The 22,735-nt window shown below is 46.2% G+C and carries 22 protein-coding genes; all 22 read right to left on the bottom strand.

Annotated elements, in window-relative coordinates:
• Window positions 1-8 precede the first annotated feature (8 nt).
• On the bottom strand, window positions 9-674 hold the full coding sequence (locus DW724_RS00495; RefSeq protein ID WP_003501940.1) for an ABC transporter ATP-binding protein: 666 nt from the start codon (window positions 672-674) through the stop codon (window positions 9-11).
• 293 nt (window positions 675-967) lie between these two features.
• Entirely contained in the window at window positions 968-1,384 is a 417-nt protein-coding gene (locus tag DW724_RS00490; protein WP_077138744.1) for a hypothetical protein, read from the bottom strand.
• A gap of 138 nt (window positions 1,385-1,522) precedes the next feature.
• Entirely contained in the window at window positions 1,523-2,311 is a 789-nt protein-coding gene (locus tag DW724_RS15905; protein WP_227595908.1) for an ABC transporter permease, read from the bottom strand.
• Complete coding sequence (locus tag DW724_RS00485; RefSeq protein ID WP_227595910.1) at window positions 2,296-4,179, bottom strand: ABC transporter permease; 1,884 nt, start codon at window positions 4,177-4,179, stop codon at window positions 2,296-2,298. Before DW724_RS00485 ends, DW724_RS15905 begins: the two co-directional genes overlap by 16 nt.
• A gap of 109 nt (window positions 4,180-4,288) precedes the next feature.
• On the bottom strand, window positions 4,289-6,709 hold the full coding sequence (locus DW724_RS00480; RefSeq protein WP_118555901.1) for an ABC transporter permease: 2,421 nt from the start codon (window positions 6,707-6,709) through the stop codon (window positions 4,289-4,291).
• A gap of 101 nt (window positions 6,710-6,810) precedes the next feature.
• Window positions 6,811-7,071, bottom strand: a complete 261-nt coding sequence (locus tag DW724_RS00475) for a hypothetical protein (protein ID WP_003501938.1) — start codon at window positions 7,069-7,071, stop codon at window positions 6,811-6,813.
• 128 nt (window positions 7,072-7,199) lie between these two features.
• Window positions 7,200-8,231, bottom strand: coding sequence for a sensor histidine kinase (locus DW724_RS00470; RefSeq protein WP_118560414.1), 1,032 nt, complete (start codon window positions 8,229-8,231; stop codon window positions 7,200-7,202).
• On the bottom strand, window positions 8,228-8,917 hold the full coding sequence (locus DW724_RS00465) for a response regulator transcription factor (protein ID WP_039959333.1): 690 nt from the start codon (window positions 8,915-8,917) through the stop codon (window positions 8,228-8,230). The genes DW724_RS00470 and DW724_RS00465 overlap by 4 nt, the downstream gene beginning before the upstream one ends.
• A gap of 271 nt (window positions 8,918-9,188) precedes the next feature.
• On the bottom strand, window positions 9,189-9,623 hold the full coding sequence (locus DW724_RS00460) for a winged helix-turn-helix domain-containing protein (RefSeq protein WP_080908641.1): 435 nt from the start codon (window positions 9,621-9,623) through the stop codon (window positions 9,189-9,191).
• Window positions 9,624-9,682: 59 nt separating this feature from the next.
• On the bottom strand, window positions 9,683-10,144 hold the full coding sequence (locus DW724_RS00455) for a hypothetical protein (protein WP_118560416.1): 462 nt from the start codon (window positions 10,142-10,144) through the stop codon (window positions 9,683-9,685).
• 5 nt (window positions 10,145-10,149) lie between these two features.
• Complete coding sequence (locus tag DW724_RS00450; RefSeq protein WP_118760320.1) at window positions 10,150-10,965, bottom strand: ABC transporter permease; 816 nt, start codon at window positions 10,963-10,965, stop codon at window positions 10,150-10,152.
• Window positions 10,966-10,977: 12 nt separating this feature from the next.
• Window positions 10,978-11,772: an ABC transporter permease gene (locus tag DW724_RS00445; RefSeq protein ID WP_118760319.1), complete on the bottom strand. Its 795-nt coding sequence runs from the start codon at window positions 11,770-11,772 to the stop codon at window positions 10,978-10,980.
• Window positions 11,765-12,691 carry an ABC transporter ATP-binding protein gene (locus tag DW724_RS00440; protein ID WP_118560418.1) on the bottom strand — a complete coding sequence of 309 codons (927 nt, stop codon included), beginning with the start codon at window positions 12,689-12,691 and terminating at the stop codon, window positions 11,765-11,767. Before DW724_RS00440 ends, DW724_RS00445 begins: the two co-directional genes overlap by 8 nt.
• A gap of 134 nt (window positions 12,692-12,825) precedes the next feature.
• Window positions 12,826-13,743, bottom strand: a complete 918-nt coding sequence (locus tag DW724_RS00435; protein ID WP_118560424.1) for a sensor histidine kinase — start codon at window positions 13,741-13,743, stop codon at window positions 12,826-12,828.
• Between the two features lie 5 nt (window positions 13,744-13,748).
• On the bottom strand, window positions 13,749-14,441 hold the full coding sequence (locus tag DW724_RS00430; protein ID WP_118560426.1) for a response regulator transcription factor: 693 nt from the start codon (window positions 14,439-14,441) through the stop codon (window positions 13,749-13,751).
• Window positions 14,434-14,622, bottom strand: a complete 189-nt coding sequence (locus DW724_RS00425) for a helix-turn-helix domain-containing protein (RefSeq protein WP_118560428.1) — start codon at window positions 14,620-14,622, stop codon at window positions 14,434-14,436. Before DW724_RS00425 ends, DW724_RS00430 begins: the two co-directional genes overlap by 8 nt.
• 126 nt (window positions 14,623-14,748) lie before the next feature.
• Window positions 14,749-15,378 carry a hypothetical protein gene (locus DW724_RS00420; protein ID WP_118668491.1) on the bottom strand — a complete coding sequence of 210 codons (630 nt, stop codon included), beginning with the start codon at window positions 15,376-15,378 and terminating at the stop codon, window positions 14,749-14,751.
• Complete coding sequence (locus tag DW724_RS00415; RefSeq protein WP_118760318.1) at window positions 15,371-17,845, bottom strand: hypothetical protein; 2,475 nt, start codon at window positions 17,843-17,845, stop codon at window positions 15,371-15,373. The genes DW724_RS00420 and DW724_RS00415 overlap by 8 nt, the downstream gene beginning before the upstream one ends.
• Complete coding sequence (locus DW724_RS00410; RefSeq protein ID WP_118668489.1) at window positions 17,842-19,959, bottom strand: hypothetical protein; 2,118 nt, start codon at window positions 19,957-19,959, stop codon at window positions 17,842-17,844. The genes DW724_RS00415 and DW724_RS00410 overlap by 4 nt, the downstream gene beginning before the upstream one ends.
• A 110-nt stretch (window positions 19,960-20,069) precedes the next feature.
• Complete coding sequence (gene ligA, locus DW724_RS00405) at window positions 20,070-22,094, bottom strand: NAD-dependent DNA ligase LigA (protein WP_003501932.1); 2,025 nt, start codon at window positions 22,092-22,094, stop codon at window positions 20,070-20,072.
• Window positions 22,094-22,417, bottom strand: a complete 324-nt coding sequence (locus DW724_RS00400; RefSeq protein ID WP_003501931.1) for a hypothetical protein — start codon at window positions 22,415-22,417, stop codon at window positions 22,094-22,096. The genes ligA and DW724_RS00400 overlap by 1 nt, the downstream gene beginning before the upstream one ends.
• Window positions 22,414-22,671, bottom strand: a complete 258-nt coding sequence (locus tag DW724_RS00395; RefSeq protein WP_025529721.1) for a hypothetical protein — start codon at window positions 22,669-22,671, stop codon at window positions 22,414-22,416. The genes DW724_RS00400 and DW724_RS00395 overlap by 4 nt, the downstream gene beginning before the upstream one ends.
• Window positions 22,672-22,735 lie beyond the last annotated feature (64 nt).

The raw sequence follows: 22,735 nt of genomic DNA, 5'->3' as shown, positions 1-22,735 counted from the left end.
CACCTCCTTTATCCAACGATTTTGCCATCCTCAATCCGCACGATACGGTCTGCAAGCTGGGCAATGGCATCATTATGTGTGATCATCACCAGCGTCTGGTTAAATTCACGACTCGTTCTCTGCAAAAGCCCCAACACATCGGCGCTGGTCCTGCTGTCCAGGTTTCCAGTGGGTTCATCGGCAAGGACGATAGCGGGCTTTGACACCAGAGCGCGGGCGATAGCCACACGCTGCTGCTGGCCGCCGGAGAGGTTGTTTGGCATATTCTTCAGCTTATCCTCCAGTCCCAGCATGGACACCACATCCGCCATGAATTTCTGATCCACCGTATCCCCATCCAGTTCCACGGGCAAAACGATGTTCTCATGAACATTTAGGATCGGCACCAGATTGTAGTTCTGGAAAATAAAGCCGATATTGCGACGGCGGAATATGGTAAGCTGCTCGTCGTTCATCTTCGCCAGCTCCTTATCCCGCACCATCACGCTGCCGGAGGTGGGGGTATCCAAACCGCCCATCATGTGAAGCAGGGTGGACTTACCGGAGCCGGAAGTGCCGACCACCGCCACAAATTCGCCCTCCTCCACAGAGAAGTTCACGCCATCCAGGGCGCGGGTAATGTTCGGCTCTGTGCCGTAGTATTTTTTAAGATCAGTTGTCTGCAAAATTTTCATAACAGTTACCTGCCTTTCTTAATTTGTTGAGTATAGAGTAAAGAGCAAATGTTGCAGAATTGTCCTAAATGGCATGAAAATCTATGGTGAATTGCTTCAATTTTAGGACAATTCATATTCTTATTGAACAAGCAACTTTTTTATTGCATTGCTTCATGTATACGCTTGCTTTTGTTGATAAGATCATTATAAAACCCAAATGTCCGAGAAATGTTACAACGCTCGGACATTTCAAAAAAATTTACAGCGGGCATCCAGAAATAACTGTCCGCCGAAACATACTACACGATTTTTTAGATAGATTGATTGTGAAATAATTTCAATCCAATCACCACATTTATCATAAATTCCACAATGAGAATTATACTAATGGCAACATTAAAATTACATAAGTTATATAACCCGATATAGATTTCACAAGTAAGAAATACAACTTGCAGACACAAATTTAGGTATGCCACTAAATACTCGTTAGTTCTATTCCACAATCTAAACAGGAACCTTGTAAAAATAGGTTTTCCAGCAAAAGCAAAAAGCACTGACAATACCGGTACTAAAAATATATAGTAAGAATCTACTGCATTTCTGGGGGATGTACCTGCCCATTGAATTGCTATATTATCAGGAACAACGAAAAATAAAACAATAGATAAAATAACATTGATTATTAAAATGATTGTTGTTGCTTTGCAAAAATTGATTTTTTTCATGGTGTTTTCTCCTGTTATAAGTGTGCTTTAATTTGTTGAGTAAAGAGTAAAGGGCAAATGTTGCAGAATTGTCCTAAATGGCATGAAAATCCATGGTGAATTGCTTCAATTTTAGGACAATTCATTTTGCAGTAAGACTCACACATTTTCATCCTTTAAGGCTTCTACAATAATGTCCCTGCGGATTCTTCTGGAAGCCGCCCTGTAAATCCCACTGATGACCATTAGTACCAGAACAATATAGGCTGCCAGCCCTAATAACGGAAATACCTGAATGAACTCCATAAAAGTCACATCCTGCATCCACATCAAAACTGCGACAATCAAAAACAGAATCGGCAATCCAATGACCAAAGGTTTTCCTCCAAGGAAGAACCCTTCTATATGCAGTAAACGGTCAAGACCTTTTCTATCCAACCCCACAGAACGCAGCATGGCAAATTCCTTTCTTCTCTGATACAGACTGTTCAGGATCGCCACTGCTGCCGATGAGATTCCAATGATACCAAATAGTGCAGTCAGACTGTAAACGATCAGCATGGTCGCATCGGTCAGCCGTTCTCTGTCCAAAGCGCGCTGTGTCTTGCTGGAGGTATAGAAATCACTCGTCCCCAGATAAGTACCACAGATCTGCTCTGCCTGCGCCTGTACTTCGGCATCCAGCCCATCTTCCACGAGAAGATTCATGTAAGTCCTGTAATTGTAAACTGCACGATCTTCTCCGAAATTCTGGATAATCTCATAGTATTGATCCATCGGCACCAGAATGGGCAATGTATAAAAGGCCATATTACGCCCAATCTCCGGCATTTCAGAAAGTGCAGATGATACCGTCACATCAAAACGGTAATCCCCCTGAATGGAGTCCAGAAACTTCTCTGTTACTTCTAAAGATTGACCTTCTTTGAGTTTTAGATATGGAACCATATCTTTTTTGGCTTCATAACCTCTGGAGTCAGGATTTTCACAACAGAATTGACAATGAGCGCAGCACCCTGTTCAGAATAAGTCACCCCTGACTGCATGAGATAATCTTCATAGGCATCCTGTTCCAAACCGATCAATACACATGGGATACGGTAACAGCCATCGCGCTTTGCTACATACTCGCCAGCCGCTTTTGTGTCAAATCCTCCAGAGGAAAGAAATTCTTCCGACAGCTCACTTTCTGAAACCCAGAGCGCACAGTTCGCCATTGTATAGGTGGCCTGTTCCTCTATGTGAGGCAGCTGCTTCAATTCCTCCATAAGCGCTGGCTCTATTTTCTGACCAGACTCCATTGTAAGATTGACATTAAAGTGGCTGTCCTGTTCTGCTTTTGTATTGTTAATATCTGAAACGGAAAAAACAGCCAGAAAACTGAACATCAAAAGCATACACAGACTCAGCGTTACCGTACAGGTACGAAACAGCCTCTTATTAGCCGTCATGGAGTTTGCAGAAATATTTCCAAGAAATCCAAAGCACTTTTTCAGGATCGGATGCTTTGCTGATTTTTTCAAAGAAGGATTGCTCCAACTTTCTTTGACCGCTTCAATCGGGCGAAGTTTTCCCATCTGCCGGGCAGGACCAGATGCAGCCAGGCAAACCGTCAGGAACGAAAGAATCATGGAAACCACTGCGACCCACGGGGAAAAGGAAGCGGTTATCCGGCTCCCTGTCACTTCCTGCGTCAGGTCAGAGTATGCTGCCAATACGCCATAGGAAAAAAGGTATCCAAGTCCCACGGAAACCAGAATGGGAAGCACAGACAACCAGCGCGCCTCATATACGATCATCATGTGGATCTGCCTTGGAGTCATTCCAATGGATTTTAAGATTCCCAGCTCCTTTACCTTGCGTTTCGCAGAAATAGAAAAAGCGCCCCGAATGATATAGGCAAATACCGCCATAGATGCTGCCATGACCAAACCGAGCGCAAGCGCAAGTTTGGGAAGGTCACTGCTTAGGAAATGTCCCGGCGCATAAATTCCATACATCCCAAGCAGGGCTGTGTGGTAACGGAAGGGATAGTCACCAAATTCATCCGGCTGCAAGCCAATGTCCTCTGCTATCTGCGGGATGATTTCATAGACTTTTCGCGGCTGCGTCACTTGAAGATAAGCAACGATCCCCGTGTCCTCCGATAATGCGGTCGTGTCCAGCCACCCATACGCAGGGTAGCCATTGTATGCGCTGGAAACAGTCATATCAATCTCACCAACGATGGTGTACTGCACTTTTCCTGTTTTCACAAATTCTTCCCCGCTTTGAATGGGGGAAAGAAAATCCACAGTTGTATTTCCTTTCCTGCGTTCGCCCAAATCCAGGTTCAGCCGGTCTCCAATCTCAACAGATGGATTCTGCTCAAAAAAGCTTTTTCCAACCACAATCTCTCCCGGCGCCTGGGGAACCCGTCCGCGCAGGATCAGATTCTTTTCCCGCATACCGCCCCAATAGGCTCCATCACAGTTTTGGATCAAAAGATAGGGCAGGCCGGATGCAGCTGGCAATAAGGCGGTCTGATTATCTCCTTTTACCATGATGGTCTGGACATTTTCGTTATTCTGAATCAAATCCAGCTGGCCGGCATGAATCTCCAAAAGCTGTGCATCCCAATCACCGTAGGCTGCGATCTCCTGCTGCACACTTTGATTCCAATAGCTTTGGACGAATGTGCATAACGAACACAAAAAAGTTGATGCGATCAATATGGCTACCATGATAGAAATGGATGTACGCCGGTTTGCTTTCATATTCTGTTTCGCCAGCCGCTTTACAATCCGGCTGGTATCATTTTCAAATGGTAATGTCATAGTCCTTCACTCCTTTCACTATCATCCTAACCCCCAAATGTTGCAGAAACATCCCAAAAGCTCAACAGTTTAAGGGTGAATTGCTTCCACTTTAGGATATTTCTATTGCTTAATCTATCTCTCTCAACTGCTGCACAATAGACTTTTTCTCCAAAAGATGGATCAGAGCGGCAGCAATTAAAACAGGAAGCAAAATTGCCACTATCATATATCCAGCAAAATGTACTGCTGGGAAATGCCACACCCAAGTATCGTCGCCAACATAATTCAGATAGCGAACAATTCCATAACCGACCGCAGTTCCAATTAGGACAGCGATACAAATGTTCCAAAAAGCCAGCAAAATGCCTTCACACTGTACTGTCTGCCGTAACTGCTTTTTCGCCATACCAACAGAGCGCAGAACAGAAAATTCGTGTTTGCGGGAGAGTGTCGTAGCAATCAGTGTATTTACCAGATTGATAACTGCAAACAGCATGATGAATCCACACAGCCCCCATATCACAAGGCTGGTGCGTTGATACATAGCCTCGCTGTCTTGATAGTAGTCATAGAGAGATTCCATTGTTACCATCGGTGTGGTATCAAGCAGATCATTCATAGTTTTCCGAAGGGCTGGCTCTTGTAAAAGGTCATCCATACGAACCAGCAACTGACTGTTGAAGTTAAAGCCAGATGGCATCATTTGATTCATTAGTTCTTCTGGCAGTAGGAAAAATCCTGTTTTTCCAAAAAGTTTACCTCCACCATCATCTTCAAAGATACCATCGCTGATTTCTCCAGCAATTCTAAACTCTGTCTCCTGCTCCCGTATCCCATCAAACCAGCGGAACTTCACCGTATCTCCAACATGAAATGTCCAGTCGTAGATGTAGTCTGCATATTCATTTCGCAACACCAGAATCTCATGGTTTTCAGACATAGTTGAATAATCAGCCGTGCCAGTCACCAAATATTTTTCCAAGAGGGCCTGCTGATCTGGTGTGAATGGGGTAATATTTTCTTTTTTAGTCACTCCGTTGTATTCAAATTTTGCCTCTAATGTTTTATATTCCGAAACTTCTGCAACCCCCTCCATCTGCGCAATGGTCTGTATCAAATCTTCATTCAAAGGATTCTTTAACTGGACTCCAGTTTGTCCATGCGGGTCATTCTTGATCGCATTTCGGGAAAGCTCAACTTCAAATTCTCCATATTCTAAAAGCCCATGTCTTGCAAGGCGCTCCATATCCAGAGAAGAAAGGAGTGTTGTTCCGCCCATAAACATGATTCCTGCAATACCTAACGAAAGAACAGTTACAATCCACTTTTTCCGGTTGCGGGAACTTCCCATAATAGCCAGTGAAAAAGGGGTGATTTTCCGATGTAGTTTCTTTGAAACAGCAGGAAAACTCTCATATCCGGTGTTTTTTGCTGCCTCGATCGGTGAAATGCTGCCTGCAATTTTTGCAGGCTTGCTCATAGCCAGCCATATCATGCCATAGACAAGAAGGAAAATTACAATACTGGTTATTGCGGTATTACCCCAGCTCCATCCGTTTGGCTTGAACAGAAAAGCTGCAATCCCACCGATTACCAGCCCTAAAGCTGTACCATAAACACAGAAAATCCTACCTTGTACCCGAAGAATTTTCTTAATCTGTTTTGCAGTTGTTCCCATTGTACGCAACTGCCCAAATTCCCGCACCTGATTATGCACATAAATATAGAAAATACTGTAAATCACCAAATAACTAACAAAAAGTACAGCAAAAGAAAAGATCATAACAATCTGAATATCTTCCCAATTCGGCTCCAGAGAGGAAAGAAAACCATCGTTCGGATCAGAATTTTGCGCTGGAATACCATAGTCAGCTTCAATCTGCTTGGTCATGGCTTCAAATACCTGCTTGGACATTTCATCCGCATGAGCAAATTGAACAGCCAGCGCTGTTACAGAATGCTGGAATTGGCTTCCCGCTTCTGTATATTGTTTGGAACAGAAAAGGGAGTAGACCCGTTCTGTGGAACCACTGTCTGTAAGGCCTACCACAGTAAAGTTTTCCGTATTTCCATCATAAAACGGGATTGTGATTGTTACCCCCAACTCCACCGGAAGCCCCAGTTGCTCCAAATATGCCTTATCCACAGCTACATCATAAAGGTCTATGGGATACTGTCCTTCCACAATTTCATCCATAACGATTTGGCTGTTATTTTGCTCGATATAGACAGGGATCACCAGATAGTTTTCAATCTGCGTATTGGCCGCCTGCATATATATCTTTGAATCCGAAATTCTTTCATCATGCCGCAGGGTCTGCATCTGTTCATCGTTCAGATTGTGATATAACATCTGACTTGACACAAGCAATTCTCGTTTTGCTTCGGTTTCCATCCCAATCACAGACAAAGCAAAGCCAGACAGCAAGGCAACTGCCAACGCGATGGTCAAAACAGATAAAAATGTTTTAACCCGGCTTTGACTGATACTGTGCTTGGCATACTTTTTGACAATCCGGCTAGTATCATTTTCAAATGGTAATGTCATAGTCATCCACTCCTTTCACTGTCATCCTAACCCCCAAATGTTGCAGAAATATCCCAAAGGCTCAACAGTTTAAGGGTGAATTGCTTCAATTTTAGGACAATTCATTTTCGTGTGTCTTTTTTATAAAGCCAGATAGATATAAGCAAAACCATTGCTAACTGAATTACAACAAAAAACAGCGTCAGCCAAACGCTCTCATAATAAAAAATATCTGTCCAGAAGATCACCAGATCTACCAGAGCCACCACACCAGCCGACCATCTAATTTTTCTTGGAAAGAAGTGCCGGAGCAGCAGCACAACAACAACCGGCGGGATCAGCAAGCAAGCTGCATTGATGAGTAATGTCTTTGTGATTTCCATAAGGCCACCTCCAAATTCATGATGTTGCTGTCAGCATAAATCCCAAATGTTGCAGAATTGTCCTAAAATCCATTGTCCTCTAAAAATTTTTCAAAAAAGGCAGCCTGCCAAAACAGACTGCCTCAGAATTATTTTATGGGCAGGAACACGGAAAAAGTTGATCCTTCCCCAACTTTAGACTCGACGGTAATATAGCCCCCCTGCATGGTAATGATCTCACGGGCAAGGTATAAGCCGATTCCGACCCCATCTATATCATGCACCGCTTCATCCCGATAGAAGCGTTTGAAGATCGTGCCCTGAGAATGCTCCGGGATGCCTCTGCCTGTATCCGTCACATCTATCCTCAAATACATTTCCCAATCCCGTACCCTCACCTGGATGCTGCCACCGGCAGAGGTGTACTTTACCGCATTATCCAGAATGTTAAACAATGCTTCGGAAGTCCAACGGCTGTCATGAGATATTGTCAGATCAGATGGGCAGTCCACCGACAGACTGATCTCTTTTTGTTCCATTGGCGCCAGAACACCATTGATGGCGCTCACCAGCGTATCCCCGATCACAGCATCCTGTTTCTCCAGCGTAATGACACCCGTTTCCAGACGGGAAGTTTTCACCATTCCCTGAATAAGAAAATCCAGTTTATCCAGCTGTGTGCCTGTGGCCTGCAAAAACTCCTTGCGCTTTTCTTCTGTCAATGGCCGTGTCAGCATGGTGTCGTTGAGCAGCTTCAAATTAGCGATGGGAGTTTTGGTCTGGTGGGAAATATCTGATACCAGGGATTGCAGTTCTTCCTTTTCTCCCTCTGCCGTATGTCTGGTTTTCTGCATCACATTATAGAGCCGTTCCAGACGGTGGCTGATCCGGGACAACAGTGTTTCCGCTTCATAATCTACCTGGGGCCGGTCTGTACTGTCCATCATGTGATCCAATGTCTGGCACAAACCATCGGTGAACAGAGAAAGTTTCTTTTGAAAATAGTGCAGAAAAACCATGCCCCAAATGTAAAATGCAGCTGTCAAAATAATGCCGCAGATGACAACACGCACATCTTTCGTCAACAGGAAAAAAATCAACAGCAGCAAAGCGGCAGTGAGCAGAGTCCCCGCCACAATTTTTCTCAAAAATGCCCTGACAGATAAATTTTGCAGTTTCATCGAGGCTCACCGCCGATCCACTGATAGCCCATTCCATAAGCTGTCTTAATATATTTCCTCTCGTCTGTTTCGATTTTTTTGCGGATACGGCTGATGATCGTCGTTAGAGTATGCTCATCCACAAAGTCTCCATCAATGTCCCACAGCTTCTCTAAAATCTGCCGCTTGGTCAGAATAATCCGGGGGTTCTTTACGAACAGGAACAGGGTGCGGTATTCCTTCGGTGTAAAGTCCAGGGATTCTCCGGCAAGGGACGCACTTTGTTCGGAGAAGTCGATTTTCAGAAAGCCATCATCAAACAGATCATGCCGGGGTGTCCGCAGTTCCAGATTTGCAAAAACCGCCGCTACTTTTTTGCAAAGCACCGTCACAGAAAATGGTTTGGTCACATAATCCGCGCCGCCGACTTCATAGCCCTTGAGCATATCGCTCTCCTTATCATTGGCTGTGATAAAGATGATATAGGTATGCTGACCACGATTCCGGATTTCTTCACACAGATCCAGTCCGCTGCCATCGGGGAGGTTAATATCCAACAGTGCCACATCAAATTCATTTTCCCGCAGCTTCCTTACCGCACTGTCAAAATTAAAAACCGAAATGACCTCATATCCATCAGAGGTCAGATTGTATGCCAATGTCCGATTCAAAAGCTGATCGTCCTCTACAATTAAAATCTTCTTCAAAGCCTTCACTTCCTTTCCCAATTTTCCGATCATACTGATATTCTAAACATTAAATGTTACAGAAATGTCCCAGCCAAATATTTTTCTTTTTTAATTATAGGATAGCCTACTTTTCTGCACAAGAATAAAAATACAAATACATACAATGGCTTTTTGCCATGTTGAACACATTAAAAACACCGCCGCAAACTATACGATTGCGGCGGTGCTGACTATATATTAAATCTTTTTGTAGTTACATAGGTATGTGCAGTTGAATTAAAAAATCCCACTATTCTGCCATACCCTGCGGAACTTCAAATTTGTATCCACTCCCCAGAACAGTACGAATATAGCCCGCTTTCGGCATATCCGGAGTTAGTTTTCTGCGAATCTGACCAATGACGCTGGCAACGGCTGTTCCGCAGTTTTCACCATCCGCATTCCACACAGCCTCATAGATCTGGCTGGCAGAAAATACCCAGGATGGGTGGTTTGCCAAATATACCAATGTTGCAAATTCCCGATGGGTCATAGAAATCAACTCACCGTTTCGATGTACCGTTCTCTCCTTCAGGCGAAGCTCCAAGCCTGGAAAAACAAGAATATTACGAGGGTGGGATGACACAATATGGTCAAATTCTGGCTCAGCCGCAATAATCTCCATAATTCTGCTAAGTATATATTCTTCATGGTCTGTTACCGACAGTACAAAAATTTTTCCCATATATCCCTCCCTTGAACATACATAATATACAATGACTTAATTTTCCTATTGCCTGAATGCTATTCAACATTCAATTCAATACTTCCCGTGAAATCCTCACATTCAATGCCGATATAGTTTCCGCCTTCAGGGAGTGTAATTGTATCGCTATATGTTCCGGTTGTTTCAAGCAAAGTGACTGCTTCATCAGATCCAGAAATCCAAAATACTTTTGCAGTTCCCTCCGTAACCTCCAAAGTGCAATCAATAGACAACTCCTTACCAGCTTCTCGCTTTATAGAAGTTCCCCCAAACAAATACTCTGTATCTGAAAAATTCTCATAGTCGGCTGTATAGCATCCGGTATAATCATCAATCCCTTTTTCTTTCGTGCCTTGTAAGGACGAATTTCCGGTAAGCGCTATGGAACCAGCAGACTGCACAATATTATTATACTGATCGAGAACTTCATCTTTTGTACAACCGGAAAGTATAGAGACACCACACAGTATCAGGCATAGTGATAGAACTATTTTCTTCACAGGTATCACCTTCCTTTCCTGCGTACAGCACGCTTTCCTCTTCCCTTGGCCTTTGTCTGTTTACGGGCTTTCATTTCTTTTTTGTTGCTGGACATCACTAATAAAAGCACAGCCCAGAGAACCATGATGCCAACCCCAATGACCGCCAGCAAAGGGTTCGGGGCTGTGGTTGTTCCGGCATATTCACTCATGTCAAAGCCCACTAAAATCAGTGCAGCAGAAAACGGATAGATGCTGGCAAGAATGCCGCCTTTGAAAAACAACATGCTGTATCCAAGGAAGAACGCCAGAATGGAACCTCCCAGATATGCCCCTCGGATCTGTCCAAAAATCAGGATTAGGGGCATACAGACCATATAGGTCGTCAGACCCGCTAACACGATCTGTGTACCGCCATGAAAAAATACTTCCGCTGTCAGTCCCGATAATCCAACCGCCAGTCCAGTGATTAGGGTAACGCCAACACTGTAAATTCCCAACAGAACCGTAAGAATACCAACCCAGAAGAGCTTGGCCCCTAACACGTCCGGCATAGAAACAGGAATTGTCATGATGTTTTTCAGCGTATCATGGGTGGATTCTCTGTCAATCAGCCAGCTGCCGATCATCACCAGTGAAATCGGGAAAAACATCTGGGTATTGCCCCATACAACATTCGCAAAAAGCATGGGAAAATCATAGTTTGGATTTCGATACTCCGGCTCAACAATCAACTGGCTTCCATATTGCACCAACGGACAGAGTGCAAGCGCCACCACCCCCACCCAAAGGATCTGACACCGGCGCAGTTTCAGTAATTCCGATTTTAATAAATTCCACATAATCACACCCCCTTAAATCTCACGACGCCGGTAAACCATCGCTATCAGCGCAAGAAATACAGCGGCTTCCGCAAATGCCACGCCGAACACCTGTATATCATTCAAAAAATACGGGCTTATCCGTTCCAGCAGCTCTGCCAGCTCTTCGCTGATGCTGCCATAATCATAAAACTGGAATGTCCAGCGAAACGCCAACGGCCCCGGAAGCAGTGTTCCTGCGTTCAGACCAAAGGGCTGTGTCAGAAAAGCATCGTTGTTGGTGAGAAGATAATTCAAAATAGTATAGAAAAAGGTTATCACGACCGACATGATATAGTTTTTATCAAGAAGGACAACTATCAAAATACAGGGGAGCGCGCCGACCCACATAATCACTCCCTCTCCTATCCCTACCTGAAACAATTTCCAGAATCCCACCGGATTCCATCCCTGGATCAGCAAAACAGCAAGATTTACCAACGCTCCAACCGCCATAAAACCAATGGCAAATATCAGTAAAACCATCATCTTAGAAAGTACCAGCTTGGTTCTATTTACCGGTATGGTAACAAGATTTTTCAAAGTATCATTGTCCAGCTCCTCAAATAACAGATTGGAAGCCAGTATCACAAGAAGCGGCATCAAAAGAAGATATGCGCTGAGCTGAAACAGACCGGACATCATATTGTTCGTAGCATCCACATCCGTGTTCGCATCTGCCAGAAAAATAGCATAAGCCAATGGAAGCAAGGTGGAAAGGAACACAGAAATAAATACCAGCGGCTTGCGTTTCAATTTCAAAAATTCACATTTAATCAGTTTAAGCAATTCCCTCGCCTCCCGTCACACGCTTGAAGTAATCTTCAAGGCTTTCTTCTGAAGTTGCAGCCTCCGATACCTCCAACCCGTTTTCCACAAAGGCAGTTACAATTTTCCCTACGGGCAGCTCCAGGTTGTGCAGGCGCAGATTGTGATCGTCCTGTATGGAGAAATGGCTTTCATGGAAATTGCGTTCCAAAATTCTTGCCGCCTGTGCCGTATCAGAGAGCGTAAAACGGATATGCTTACTGCTTTTTTGCTCCAACTCAGCAAGGCTTTCTTCTTCCAGCAACGCGCCGTGGTCGATAATTCCAATATCATCAGCCAGCAGGGAAATCTCCGAAAGAATGTGACTGGAAATCAGAATCGTTTTTCCTCTTGCGTCGCAAAGCTCCCGAATAAAGGAGCGTACCTCTGCAATGCCGATGGGATCAAGGCCGTTGATCGGCTCATCCAAAATCAAAAGCTCCGGATCGTGCATCACGGCAAGGGCGATGGCAAGCCGCTGTTTCATACCAAGGGAATACTGGGAAAAGAGCTTTTTATCTTTGTAGGGCAGTCCTACCAAATCCAGAGCGTCTTTGACGGCATGATTGTTTGGCACACCCCGCAGGGTGGCAAAGATACGCAAGTTTTCTGTGCCGGTCAGATTGGGATAAAAGCCGGGGGACTCGATCAGACTGCCAATACGGGGCAGTAACTTCTTTTCGTTTCCCTGCAAGGACTTTCCCCAGATTTTGACCTCCCCGGAAGTCGGATTTGTTAAGCCCAACAGCATCTTCATGGTCGTGGTTTTTCCGGCTCCGTTTCTCCCCAGCAGACCATAAATTCTCCCACGCTTCACATGGATATTTAAGTCAGCCACACTCTTTTGTGAGCCGTATTGCTTCGTCAGATTTTTTGTTTCAATGATGTAATTTGTGTTCATATTCAAACCTCCTGTTCTACAAGGTATTCTATCACGCCAACCTTGCATTAACCTTGCCGCAACCTTGCATTAACCTTGCAATTTAGAATCCGGCTAAAATGACAAGGGTTCCCGCCGCAAGGACGGGAACCCGCTTAAATCTCCAAAGGAAAAAGCAACATAAATTCAGTTCCTTTTCCCGGTACACTTTCAACTGTTATATTTCCACCCATCTTTTCTACTAACTGATGGACAATAGAAAGACCAAGACCGCTGCCTTTTTCAGACCGCCCCTTATCACACTTATAAAGCCGTTCAAAAATGTGTTTCAAATCTTCTTTTTCAATCCCCACACCATTATCCGCCAGCAGCAGCTCCATGTGATTTTCCTGCTTTGACAGGGCAATTTTAATTTTGCCCGCATGGCTGTGAGCAATTACATTTTGAATGAGATTATTGATGATCCTCATATAGCTGTCCATATCCAATCTTACCCGGACAGGCTGTTCGGGAATATCAATGTCATAATCGACCTGTTTATCCTCAAAAATAGGTATCCAGTCGATCAGGATATTTCTTGTCAGCTCTGCGGCCTCAACAGGCTGGATTTCCAAAGCGAACTCGTCGGAATTTAACTTGAACCAGTCAAAAAGCACATCAATATATTCTTTCAGATCGTGAGCTTTCCGGCGGGCGGTTTCGATATAATCATCCCGATCTTTCCCTGTAACAAGCCCTTTATGTGCAGCGTCAAGATACCCAATAAGGGTTGTAAGGGGCGTCCGAACATCGTGGGAAAGGCTCGTCATAAGCTGGCGATTGGTTTCTTCTGTCTGCCGGACAATCGAAAGTCTGCTTTCATAGGACACAACGATCTCATTGATTTCATAGGCAAGAGGCGCTGTCAGTTCATTTGTTGCAGACAAAATACGCCGGTTGCCATTTCCGTTTTTCACATCAACCAGTGCATCGGTCATTTCTGCGATTTGCTTTTTTACGCGCCGAACGAGAAAGATGGAGGTCAGCACAGCCAAAACAGCAATCCCAATGGACAAGAAAACGATGATTTCCATGCTGGCTACACCTCCTTATTAAACCGGTAGCCAATCCCTTTGACCGTTTGGATATACTTTGGACTGGAAGGATTGACTTCTAATTTTTTACGAAGCCGGCTGATGATCGCCATAATGTTACTGTCATCATAGAAATATTCTTCGCCCCATACTTCCTCATAAATCTGCTGTTTTGTTAAAATCTTTCCTTGATGCTTTGCACAGTACAGGAGCAGATCAAATTCCTTTGGTGGAAGTTCAAAAGTGCCGTTTTCCGTCGTAACAGAACGATTTTCAAGGTCAATCTGCAATCCATCAAAATCCAGTTTTTGCGCAGCTCCGATTTGCTGATTAAAGCGGGTGTAGCGGCGAATGAGGGACGCAATACGGGCAATCAGTTCGTCCATGTCAAACGGCTTTGTCAGATAATCGTCCGCACCGGCCCGTAACCCTCGCACTTTAGAAGCACTGTCATTTTTGGATGTGAACATCAAAATCGGCAGGCTGTTTTCTTTGCGGATTTCTTCCAGCGTTTCAAAGCCATCCATACCAGGCATCATCACATCCAGCACCACAAGCTGGTATTCCTGCTCTTTTAATTTCTGCAAGCCCTCTTTTCCAGTATTACAAAAATCAGCTTCTATATGTTCCGATTGCACACTGCGTTTAATCAAAGCACACAGTTCTCTGTCATCATCTATAATTAAAATTTTATTCATGGCTCAGCTCCTTCCCTTGTTTTGTCCGGCCATCAATCGGCTTCTCTGCAGTTTTGGGGATCAGCCAAACACCGGCCATTTTCACAGCGCCGTGGATACGCCCACCCGCACAATAATAATTTACCCTGCGAGGTGTCACGCCCCACTGTTCGGCGGCATCTTTTAGTGTCATATAGTCCATTTTGCACCTCCATAGGACATATTATAGTTCCTTATCTCGAATAATACAAGCTGACTATTGTGATTATGCTTACATAAAGAGCCGCAGATCATCTCTGACCTGCGGCTCCGTTCTCCTATTAACCTGTTAAGTATGTATCCCGTATTTCGCCGTTTGGATGTTCTCTTCGCCATGCAGGATTACCCCGCCGCAGGTCTTGGCACCCTGTACCATGTAGCCCTCAAAAAAGAAGCTGTAAGGCAGGTAATCATCCGTCAGGACGATGCGTTCGTAGTTGTACCAATTAAAATGCTGATCCAGAAACTTTCCCAGCTTGTGCCGCAAGATAGGATTCCCCACTACGGCCTTGAGATTCTTCCTGCTGTGAAACTCCAGCTTTGGCCTGTTCTGTTCCGGAATGGACAGCAGCCGCCACCGTGTTCCATCGGCGACTTCTTCCTCACCTGCCGCATATGAGCGAAACGGCTCATATGGCAGCCTGACCCGCTCGGTATAACCGGAAACGTTGTCTCTGCCAGCATCCTTCAGCCATGTGAAGGAAAGCTCCAGCACTTTGGCACCGCCTACTGCATCACACAGCCGCAGTTCTGCATAGGAATGGATATCTTTGGTGATCAAATACTTTTTCTCCTCCAACCGCTGCAATTCCTTTTTCAAAATAATAAAGCGCTGCGGTGAGCAACCTTTTCTGGAACAGGTCTTGACGGAAATGCTATCTTGATTCACATAAACTGTTGCCATTGTCCTATTATTCATAATACACCTCATTTCTGCTATTTGCCTCTGCTTGATGCATGGCAGTCTGCATGACCAGGAAGGGGTGCTCTACATACTCCTCTTTTGCTGAGGTATATGCCGCTCCACCCAAAGAGTCCAGATACTGCCATCCGTTTTTGGATTTTGAGATGTACACATAGAACGGTGCAAGCACATACTCATCCCGTTCATAGCAGCCCAGATACCGTCTTGCAAGTACTGCCACAACACCCAGCTCTGCCGCTTTCTGTGTTGTCAGGGAAACTGCCAGTTTCATTACTTCCTCTTTTTCAATATCATTGAGTCCGAAAGTATAGATACTCTCCAGGAACAGCACAGGCTTCTCACTGGTGACAGGCTTTCCGATATCCATGTTCTCCTGCGACAGATCAGCAAAAGAAAAATCGACGGCAGGCGGTTTTTGAAATGCACCTTTTGTCAAGCGGAGACAGGCACGAGCCACCACCGCTTCATCCTTTTTCACAAGGACAATCTTCTTATTAGAGTCAAAGGCAGCTAACAGGCACTCCCTCTGGCTTCCAGTACGGTAAGACAAGCAGGTACTATGAGGAAGTTCACCAAGCCGCAGAGTGTGGTAAAAATCATCCACCTCTTCTGCCCAAAATGCACCTCGCGCCAACGAAAGATTTTTCTTCCAGAGGCTCTCCTGCATCTCGCTGACAGGGTAGCGAATCTCACGCTGCAGGTCACCAGCAAAATATTTGAGTTTATAGAACTGGCCCATCAATTCAGCCTGTACGATCCGTCGCAGCGCTTCAACAGCCAGCTCCTGCCCGTCCAGTTCCCCATAGAGAGCGCATACCATAGCCGCGCCACCCTGCAGTAAAAATTCCGTGACAGTCTCCCGGTTCTGCTCCACAAAATCGTCCGAAAATGCCAGTTTTTCTTTTAGATCCAGCCAGTCTGCATCTGTTGTCAGAATATCTTTCCGCACCTGCTTCCAATCCGTCATTTCCAAAAGAGCCTTCATATTATTGAGGGCAAATACCGCATCCGACTCTGTAGTGAAATCCGGTATGAATGCCTGCAGCTGCGTATAGTGTTGTAGCAGCCCCATGGCAATCCGCCGGGTCAGCCCACAGATATGTCCAAATGAACCCCGATACCATTCGCTAAACGGCCTTTCCAACAGACATTTTCCAAGCTGCTCCAACTCTGCATCTCCTGTATATTGGCTGACCAGATCCCGTTTTATCAGCTGCCGCAGTGTCAGCAAACGCTGATCTATGGAAAGAGGTGTCAGCATAGTGTATAACCGGACATAAACCTCTTTCTGATGCCAAAGCTGATACATTTCCTCAAAGGTGTACTGCTGCCCTTCTTCCAGAAGCGTAAAAAAGCTGTCGCTGCGGTTCACAGAATCGCTGGCTTTCAAATTCTTCAGCGTCAGGGAATTGATGTTACAGTGCTCACAAAAGCCCGGCTCAAACAATAGAGAGTATCGCCCCAAGGACAGGAACACTTCACTGTTCTGATTCACCAATTCCAAAAAATGCTTTTTTCTATGCTCCACCGCATAAATGAGAATTGAAAACTGGAATTGCCGGACAGCATTAAAATCCAGATGGAGCCTGCCGGCATACAGAGCATTCAGATAACTCAGTTGGTTGCATAAAATTTCTTCCCTCTGTTCCTTGCTCAAAGGATGTGGCTGGGAGATAAACCAGTTGAGGTCATATTGTCCGGCATGGTTGTCCAGCCAGAGGTCAAAAAAAGCAGACAAATCCTCTGCGTCATATTCAAATACAGCCAACAGCCGGCGGAATTTTCCTACATCGGTCATTTTCATCCACCGGAGAGCTTTCAGGCGTTCTACTGACAGAAACAGCCGCACACCATACCGATAAAGCAAGATGCAGACTCTCTGGAGCGGACGATTCTGTTCCAACAGTTCCAGAGCTTTCCGTTCATTTTGATGCCAGAAAAACAGATACGAACCAAGAAACGGCTGCCGCATCATATCCCGCTGGTGCTCCGTCAGCATGGAAAGTCCCTTCCACTCCGCAATGGGAAAAGTCTGCAGGTTATCCAATATGACCTGCTCCTCTTCTTCATACATCACAAAGGGAAAATAGTATTTCAGGTATTCAAACCTCAGGGAAGGCAACAGTTCCAATTTCATGACTGCCAGCACCTGCTCTTGGGAATACGCTGTCAGTCTCTCTCCATACCCGTCTGCCGACTCTAAGGCTGAAGCAATTTCTTCATCGCCAATCTCCTGCCTGCACAACGTACCATAGAGCGCTGCAAAGTCCGGCACCCGAACCAGTTCTTCCTGTATCCGCTTTGTCTTTCGGATGTGCAGCCGTTCCTGTAATTGAAGTGTCTCCACCTGTCCACATGCCTGCGCTATGGCATCCTCTGAAAAGCTGCCTGTAAGCGTCGGAAGCAATCCGTCATCTTTCATTCTGGTCAATAGGGTCAGATGTTTTAATGTATTTCTCATGCTGCTTCACCTCCGATCATTGTCAGTACCATATTCAAAATCTCATGCCTTGGCCGGGGTTCAGACTCTACCAGTTCACCACACAGCTCAAAAAAGGCGTGTGCATCTTTGGCATCCATTGTCTGCACACAACCGGCGGGCCATTCCACCAACTTATCAAATGCCATATCCAGTACCTCTTTCTTCTCATCCCTGTAATAATATCCCCCTATGAATTTCACAAGAGATTCGGCGCTGCCGTTATAAAGTTGCTGCAGCTTTTCCCGTTTCTGTATGGTCCGTTTTTCCTGCTCCAGTCGTTTTTCCTGCTCCTTTCTCTCAGCTTCGGCTCTGTGCTCATCCTCCAACTCTTCCTTGGAATAGAATGTTTCCTTCAGCCGGTTGATTTCATAGCCGTTATACTCCCTGTGGAGCAAAAACTGCCGCAACACCGCTGCCAGCGCTTTTTTATCATAAAGGCGTTGGATCTCCGGTGCTTTTAAGGCACTTAAAACGAAGTCCTCATATTTTTCCGGCTCAGTCTGGAAAACTGAACGCTCCACCCAGTCATAGAGCTGTCGATGCTGCTCTGCAGATAGGAATGGACGGCTGATGTATGTTTTATATTCCCTTCTGCTGTAATACCCCTCACTCCTGACAAAGCATTCGTGAAAGTAAAACCGCTTGCCAAATATCGTTTGAAGTTGGGAAAAAGTGTACTCAGCCAGTAGCCTCTCTACAAACCGGAAACACCTCCAACTTGAAATTCTCAGGGCATACTCCCGCAGCAGTTTCAGTTGTGGCGCATCTTCACCATCTTGCCGATGCTGCTTGAAAAACTCCCATAGATTGATTTCCTTCTTTTCCACCAGAAAGGCAAATGCCCGCCTACCGTTCGTATGCCAACTTCTGAAATATTCTCCATAGTCAGCTCCGGTCAGTTCCTGATATCTGGAAAGCCACTGTTTCAAAGGGATCGTCTGCCTGGAATGCAGCATCTGCAGGGTAAACAACTCCATGTAGTTATCCCGCTCCAGTTCCTTCGCCAGATTATCGTACTGAGGATCAAACACATCAAATCGGTACGGAAAATCCTTCTGTATCGTTTGATTCATCCATAACAGTGTTTTCGGTGCTGTGGGGTTCAAACCATATTGAACCGCTTCCCAGAGTCCCTGAAATCCTTCGTACTTGACCGTAAAGCTGTTATAGAACTGAAACAGCCAGCCAAGATACTCGTAAAATTCTTCCGAAAAATCCTTTGGAGCATTCAGAAGCATCCGCCCACACGCTGTTGCGATTTTCTCGGCAGTGATACTCTTGGAACTCAACCGGTCCGGCAGCCTGTCCGCCCATACAGCGAGAGAGTTTGCCAAAATGATTTCATCGCAGCGATACCCTGCTTTAGTCAAAACCGAAAATTCGCGGCTGTCGGGCTTCATATTCATATACGGCAGTTTCATCAGCGTGCGCAGCACCAGGTCGGCTTTCCCGCGGTACCTCTTTGCCTGCTCTGCATAGAACCGGATGAACCATTCCAGCACACCAAAATCATATACCAGTGAAAGTGTCAGATTTTGTGTGAATAGATGACTGAGTTGGGTATGCATCACCTCATAGCCGCGTTCCCTATCATCAAATAACGACAGTACAAACAGGGCTTCTTCCGTTCTCGTACACTCCCTTTCTGCCAGTTTCTCCAACAGGGCATGGCGCTGTGCCGCATCTGTTTCCAGAAGATACAGAGCGCCCTGCAGGTACACATCTTCTCCGGCAGACCGCCGCAATTTCTGGAGGAATGCTCCCCGCTGATTGCCCACAAACATATTGTCAGACTGGATCGCACAGGTATTTCCCAGCGCCAGGGCCAGAGCGCGGAGAACCCGGACATCATTGCCCAGTTTTTCCTCAAACCGCTCCAACACCTCGCCAGGATAACGCAGATGATATGGTTCAAAATAGCCGGACACATCCGTTTCCACCTGCCATATCTGCATCGCCCTTGTTTGTCGGTAAGTCCTTCTCGCCGTATCGTCCTGAGAAGTCTGTACTACCAATTCGGCAAAGGCATGGTAAAGCTCCAAATCAATAGCCCTCTGATATACCCGGTAAACCGGTATCCTGTCGATATGCATTAAAATCCCTCCTACTTGAAATCTTCCATAAAAGATATGGGGAGAGAGCCGCAACATGGCTCTCTCCCCATTGATCAACTGACAGCATACCGATAGTATGCTATATTTTCTTACTCAGCGCCGGCCATGCTGAAGAACTCCGCAGGTGACAGCACCGTAACGCCCAAATCCCTGGCCTTGGATAACTTGCTGCCGGCATTTTCGCCACAGACCAGATAATCCGTCTTCTTGGACACCGAGCTGCCGGCATGGGCGCCCAGTGATTCAATCAGGTCATTGATTCCGTCCCGGGTGTAGGGTTCCACCTTGCCGGTAACTACGATAGTCTTTCCCACAAAGGGATTATCCTGCTCCCTGTCTTCGCTGTGTTCTACCACAGCAGGCTTTTGAATATTCATCATAGTCTGTAACTCCTCCCAAATACAAAAATTATCTTCTACACAGAACCAGTCGTGGATATTGTTATGCAATGTCTCCCCGAAATCCGGAAGCTGCCGGAAATCATAGCCGCCATAGACCGCATCCCGAAACTCATCCAAATCATAGTGGAACACACGACCCAATACCTTGCTGGCAGTGTTGCCGATCATAGGAATATCCATAGAAATCAGATACCGCTCAAAGGTGGTGTTTCGGCTCTGTTGGATAGCGTCCCAAAGGCGCTGCCAGGACTTTTCACCAAACCCATCCATGCGGACGATTTCAGCCCGGTAACGATCCAGACGGTAAATATCCAGATAACTATGGATAAATCCCTGACCGATGAATTTTTCCAATGCAGCCTCCGACAGCCCTTCAATGTCCATTGCCTTCTGGCTGACAAAATGGACGAACTTTTTCAGCCGACGTGTCTCGCAGTCAGGGTTATCACAGTACAGCGTCTTGATGATGCGATCCTCGCCATTTTCGCCCTTTCCACTTGATTCATGGATGCGGGTAGGCTGTCCACAGCAGGGACAAACACGGGGAATCGTATCCACCATAGAGAAGCCGCCTCTGTCCAGATTTTCTTCCACGTGGGGAATGATCATGTTTCGTTTGCTTACCAGAATCCGATTTCCAGCCATCAGTTCCAGATCCTCAATAAAGGACAGGTTGTGCAGACTGGCCCTGCTGACCTCACAGCCATCGATTTCCACCGGCGTAAACACTGCTACCGGAGCAATCTCTCCAGTTCTGCCCGGCGTCCATTCGATGTACTGCAGCAGGCTCTCATGCAGGTCATCTTCAAACTTATAGGCCAGACCGTCCTTATAGTGATGTCCGGTGCGGCCGCAGCTCTGGGCATAGGCGATGTCGTTAAACGAAACCACGATACCGTCAATGGGGATATCTTTGTCAGTGGCATATTGCCGCAGCTGATAGATACCGGCTTCCACATTTTCCAGCGTCAGTTTCTGCTTTGTGACCAGATACTTACAGGGCTGGAACCCCAACGCGCGCAGTTCCCGTAGCTTATCTGATTTCCGGGTCAGGTGCGGAAAGCCCTCCAGCACACCAAACGGCATGAAAACCAGCCGACGCTCCTGGCATATCTTGGCATCCATCAGACGGATGGAACCGGCAGCCAGATTGCGGCCGTTTTTATAGGGCTTACCGCTGCTGTCCTGTAGGCTGGTCTTCAGTTCCTCAAAATCACTGGGTCTGATAAAGCCCTCGCCCGTCACAACCAGTCTCTCTTTGTAGGTGATGTGGGAAGGGATACCGCTGATGGCTCGGGTGTTATGGGTAATGATCTCCCCTTCGTCACCATCGCCACGGGTAGCCGCCTCCAGAAGTTCTCCATTCTCATAGGTCAGCTTTACAGTCAAGCCATCCAGTTTGAGCATCAGCATCACCTGCTGCTCACCCATGAAATTCAGAAGATCCATACTGCTCTTAGTCTTATCCAAAGACAGCAGCGGGATCTCATGTCTGGTTTTCTCCAGCCTGCTCACCGCAGGATAGCCTACTGTCTGGGTTGGCGAATTTGCCATTTGGATTCCCGTTTCCTGTTCCAGCTCTTTCAACTCGTCAAAGAGTCTGTCATAGACCTCATCTGACACACTGGGAGCGTTGCGGTTATAATACTCATCCCGATAACGGTTGAGCCGGTCATTCAAGTCTCTCTGCTTTTCAAAAATATTCCGTTCCATTATGCTGCCTCCTTTTCAAGTACCCGGAAGGACATAACCAGTTCTTCTTCCGTATGCTTCTGTTCACTGTCGAAAACACTGCAAACACCGTCTGCAAACTGCCAGTGGGCGGCTCTGCCCCACCAAAGGATCGGGCCGCGGCCGCCGTTGCCTCTGTTGGCAGACGCATCTGGCTGATTCGCTACGGTACTATAAAAGCCCTGCGTGTTTACCAGCGTAATGTTCCGTATCTGCCCAATACATTCCGGCCGACAGTGATCCAATATCTCCAACTGCGTCCCTTCCCGAAGTGTCCTGCGCAGCTGATTCAGGTTTTTGATCATGCAATTTTCTCCTTTCCCCGCCCCACAGGGCAATCCTGCTGTGCGGTATGCAGCCCATTTCTGCCGGCTGCATATCTGCCAAAATTCAATTCATGGACAATACGCTGAATGGCGTCATCATCGTCCCACGCTGCGTGAAGCGTATTCCGCTCTGGCCCGGCTCCCACATGGACACATACCTTTTCACTGCCAACCTGCAGCAGCACATCCTGTCGCCTGGCGCAAACCACTGCCAGATTTCCAATTTGTTTCATGCTCTGCTCCTTCCTTCTTCATCAATGACCGGACGCCCTCAAGGACGCCCGGCCATTCTCATTT

Origin of the sequence: Butyricicoccus sp. AM27-36, assembly GCF_003480945.1 — a bacterium.
GTDB lineage: Bacteria > Bacillota > Clostridia > Oscillospirales > Butyricicoccaceae > Agathobaculum > Agathobaculum butyriciproducens.
Note: the sequence above shows the minus strand (reverse complement) of the source record. Positions and strands in the feature narration are given on the sequence as shown.

Excerpts from the sequence above, each read along its gene's own strand:
- DW724_RS00495 (WP_003501940.1), bottom strand. The coding sequence starts at position 674 with ATGAAAATTTTGCAGACAACTGATCTTAAAAAATACTACGGCACAGAG.
- DW724_RS00490 (WP_077138744.1), bottom strand. The coding sequence starts at position 1,384 with ATGAAAAAAATCAATTTTTGCAAAGCAACAACAATCATTTTAATAATC.
- DW724_RS15905 (WP_227595908.1), bottom strand. The coding sequence starts at position 2,311 with ATGGTTCCATATCTAAAACTCAAAGAAGGTCAATCTTTAGAAGTAACA.
- DW724_RS00485 (WP_227595910.1), bottom strand. The coding sequence starts at position 4,179 with ATGACATTACCATTTGAAAATGATACCAGCCGGATTGTAAAGCGGCTG.
- DW724_RS00480 (WP_118555901.1), bottom strand. The coding sequence starts at position 6,709 with ATGACATTACCATTTGAAAATGATACTAGCCGGATTGTCAAAAAGTAT.
- DW724_RS00475 (WP_003501938.1), bottom strand. The coding sequence starts at position 7,071 with ATGGAAATCACAAAGACATTACTCATCAATGCAGCTTGCTTGCTGATC.
- DW724_RS00470 (WP_118560414.1), bottom strand. The coding sequence starts at position 8,231 with ATGAAACTGCAAAATTTATCTGTCAGGGCATTTTTGAGAAAAATTGTG.
- DW724_RS00460 (WP_080908641.1), bottom strand. The coding sequence starts at position 9,623 with ATGGGAAAAATTTTTGTACTGTCGGTAACAGACCATGAAGAATATATA.
- DW724_RS00450 (WP_118760320.1), bottom strand. The coding sequence starts at position 10,965 with ATGTGGAATTTATTAAAATCGGAATTACTGAAACTGCGCCGGTGTCAG.
- DW724_RS00440 (WP_118560418.1), bottom strand. The coding sequence starts at position 12,691 with ATGAACACAAATTACATCATTGAAACAAAAAATCTGACGAAGCAATAC.
- DW724_RS00435 (WP_118560424.1), bottom strand. The coding sequence starts at position 13,743 with ATGGAAATCATCGTTTTCTTGTCCATTGGGATTGCTGTTTTGGCTGTG.
- DW724_RS00430 (WP_118560426.1), bottom strand. The coding sequence starts at position 14,441 with ATGAATAAAATTTTAATTATAGATGATGACAGAGAACTGTGTGCTTTG.
- DW724_RS00425 (WP_118560428.1), bottom strand. The coding sequence starts at position 14,622 with ATGGACTATATGACACTAAAAGATGCCGCCGAACAGTGGGGCGTGACA.
- DW724_RS00420 (WP_118668491.1), bottom strand. The coding sequence starts at position 15,378 with ATGAATAATAGGACAATGGCAACAGTTTATGTGAATCAAGATAGCATT.
- DW724_RS00415 (WP_118760318.1), bottom strand. The coding sequence starts at position 17,845 with ATGAGAAATACATTAAAACATCTGACCCTATTGACCAGAATGAAAGAT.
- DW724_RS00410 (WP_118668489.1), bottom strand. The coding sequence starts at position 19,959 with ATGCATATCGACAGGATACCGGTTTACCGGGTATATCAGAGGGCTATT.
- ligA (WP_003501932.1), bottom strand. The coding sequence starts at position 22,094 with ATGGAACGGAATATTTTTGAAAAGCAGAGAGACTTGAATGACCGGCTC.
- DW724_RS00400 (WP_003501931.1), bottom strand. The coding sequence starts at position 22,417 with ATGATCAAAAACCTGAATCAGCTGCGCAGGACACTTCGGGAAGGGACG.
- DW724_RS00395 (WP_025529721.1), bottom strand. The coding sequence starts at position 22,671 with ATGAAACAAATTGGAAATCTGGCAGTGGTTTGCGCCAGGCGACAGGAT.